The sequence below is a fragment of the Gilliamella sp. WF3-4 genome (genome assembly GCF_001690275.1).
Lineage (GTDB): Bacteria > Pseudomonadota > Gammaproteobacteria > Enterobacterales > Orbaceae > Gilliamella > Gilliamella apicola_C.
Genome location: NZ_LZGW01000002.1, coordinates 1 through 2,515, shown reverse-complemented (window position 1 = coordinate 2,515; position 2,515 = coordinate 1). Strand labels below are relative to the sequence as shown.

The window sequence follows — 2,515 nt, the reverse complement described above, 5'->3', positions numbered from 1 at the left end:
TCAGTTTCATCATTTAAACATTCCAAAAATTCACTGCTGTTATAATCGATAATATCATCAGGGTTAGGTACTACGCTGAAATCATCAGGATAAGTAATTTGATAGCTACCGTAATATATCTGTAATAAATCAAATTTTAATTTTTTCTCATCAATTTTATAATGCTTCCAAGTTTGAGGGCCAACTCCATTATCCATTTCAAATAAGGATAAAGTATAAATATCACCACTTGGTGCAATATAATAATATTGATAACCAACAGCAAGAAAATTAGTTATATTCGTAAAAGTATTAGCAAGCGTTATTTTATCTTTAATTTCATTATTTTGAATTAAAGATAAAGTCAATTTAGCACCAGAATAATCATCTCCTCCCTCCACGAAACTAACCCCTTCTTTGCTTAATTTTAGGGTTAAACCATTTTTTTGATAGATCACCTTACTTTTATCAACCGAATCAAGAACATGATCAAAATAATTACCAAATTTATATAATGGACAACGTTTATCCATTTCTACTTGTATGGAATAATCAGAATTTATATAGTCTTCACGTGAGCAATCTTTTTCTAATTTTTGCATATCTACTTTATTGAGAAATGAATTGCCTCGATATTTTTTTTCTATATTAAATTGTTGGCTGTAGCAGCATGTACTAAAGAAAGAAAAAATAATACCGATATAAAATAAATGTTTCATAAGCTATTCCTTAATTTCTTCAATTTTAGTGAGTGAAAAGTCGGCATGAAAGTGCGAGTCATGTAATTCACCTCCGTCTACAACACCTGATAATTTTCTAAACTCTTTAAAATGATCATGCTTTCCAACTCGAACCTTAACAAAAAATAGTAACATAGCCTTCAAAAAGGCTAAATCGTTTTTATATTGTTGAGAAGAATGATCGTGATAACGACCTCTACTCTTTTTCGAACTGTATTCAAAGTCAATAGCCATACCGTTAATATGCAATATACTTGGAAAACAAGAACCCAATTGAAAAGCGCTACCTGTAGAGATAACTGCTTTTTTATAAACAGCTAAACTCCCCAACATGGCAGCAAATAAAGCTGGATTGGCGTAACGGCGCTTTGTATTATGGAAACTATATTCAATCTTTAAATCGCCATATTGTTTATTTAATGAATCAGGCATTCTTATCAACTCTACTTCATTTGCAGTTACACCAAAAACGCGCCATGAGTTTTCATGCGGCAATTTTTTGTTTTTAATTTTATTTTTCGCATATCCAGAATGGTAGCCCCATTCAGCGATTTCACCATTGGCATAAATAATTCGATATTGAGTATCACCATCATTTACATCTGAAGCACTATCATTAGAACCTGGTTTAAAATAATCTTTCGTTTGATTAGGGATAACTGATTTTGAAACTTTTTCTTTAATTTTGATATATTCCAAATCACAAACCTTATACCTGTTATCTTTTCCATCGACAATGACATAGCGATACTTATTTTGATTTTCATTTTTAATAAATGAAGGAATATACTTTTGTATCCGTCCATCTAAATGAATATAAAAAACAATAATATCTACCTTTTTTTCTTCTTGGAAGTAATCTATCATCGCCACCGGATGAATAAACCACGCCTTGCCGTCTGCGGATAGATTGGACAGTTTAGGCGTATTGGCATCAGTGTTTGCGGTTGGGTTTTGAGCTTGTGCTTGTGCCACTTCTTTCCACCACAGTGACGGTTTAATGCGTTGCTCTTTTTCAAGTTGCCAGTTTGATTTGACATGCTCAAGGGCTTCGTCCACTTTTTTCATGGCAAAGTCTCGATGATAGGGCTCGATTATGCCTATTTTATCTAATATCGCTTCAATAGACTCTTTTTTTTGTTGCTTTTCTTCTTCAAACAGCTCATCTATCTCATTCCATTTACTTAATGCTTCATCGGCATACCATTCACTTTCATATTTGACCAGTAAATGCCCTATCCGCTCTGCGGCCCAACTTCGGCGTAAACCTTCCTTTAAATAGTTATCCGTAAAAGAAGGTAAGTGTGTTTTTTTTCGCTGATTGGAATAACGCAAAGTTCCCGTTAAGATTTGATGTAATTCCTGCATCGCTGGCGTGTAATCTTCTAAATCCAATTTCGCCGCTTTATTCTTACTAATCTTATTGGATAATTCACCTACCGTCGCCTTCTCTTCTACTGTTTTAAATTCAGGCCAGTACCATGGAGAAACCAATTTGATATGCGCTTGTGCGCCTGCTGTAATGTTTACCCAACCTTGTATCAGTACCCCTTGTCGATTCAATGCCTGAATATAACGCCATACCGAATCAGGGTTAGCATCATCGACCGCCATTAAACTCTCATCCCCCGATGTGTCAAGTAATATTGTGCGTGGAAAGTAGACAGTGTTGCTTTCGGTTGCTTTGGGTAAATTATCTAACGATAATGGAAATTTTTTCCAATAAGCGAGTTTTTGACTTAATTGCCCAGATTGCCGGCCTAGGTGGGAGACTTCATTAGCGTCTATCCAGTAAT

Annotated in this window: 1 protein-coding gene and 1 pseudogene; both read right to left on the bottom strand. The window is 34.6% G+C overall.

What is annotated here, in order from left to right; genetic code table 11:
- The coding region (locus A9G47_RS01045; RefSeq protein WP_141674773.1) for a hypothetical protein at positions 1-698 on the bottom strand (698 nt) is incomplete at its 3' end.
- Positions 699-701: 3 nt separating this feature from the next.
- Positions 702-2,515 (bottom strand): annotated as a pseudogene (locus tag A9G47_RS14115) (hypothetical protein); the annotation flags it as partial.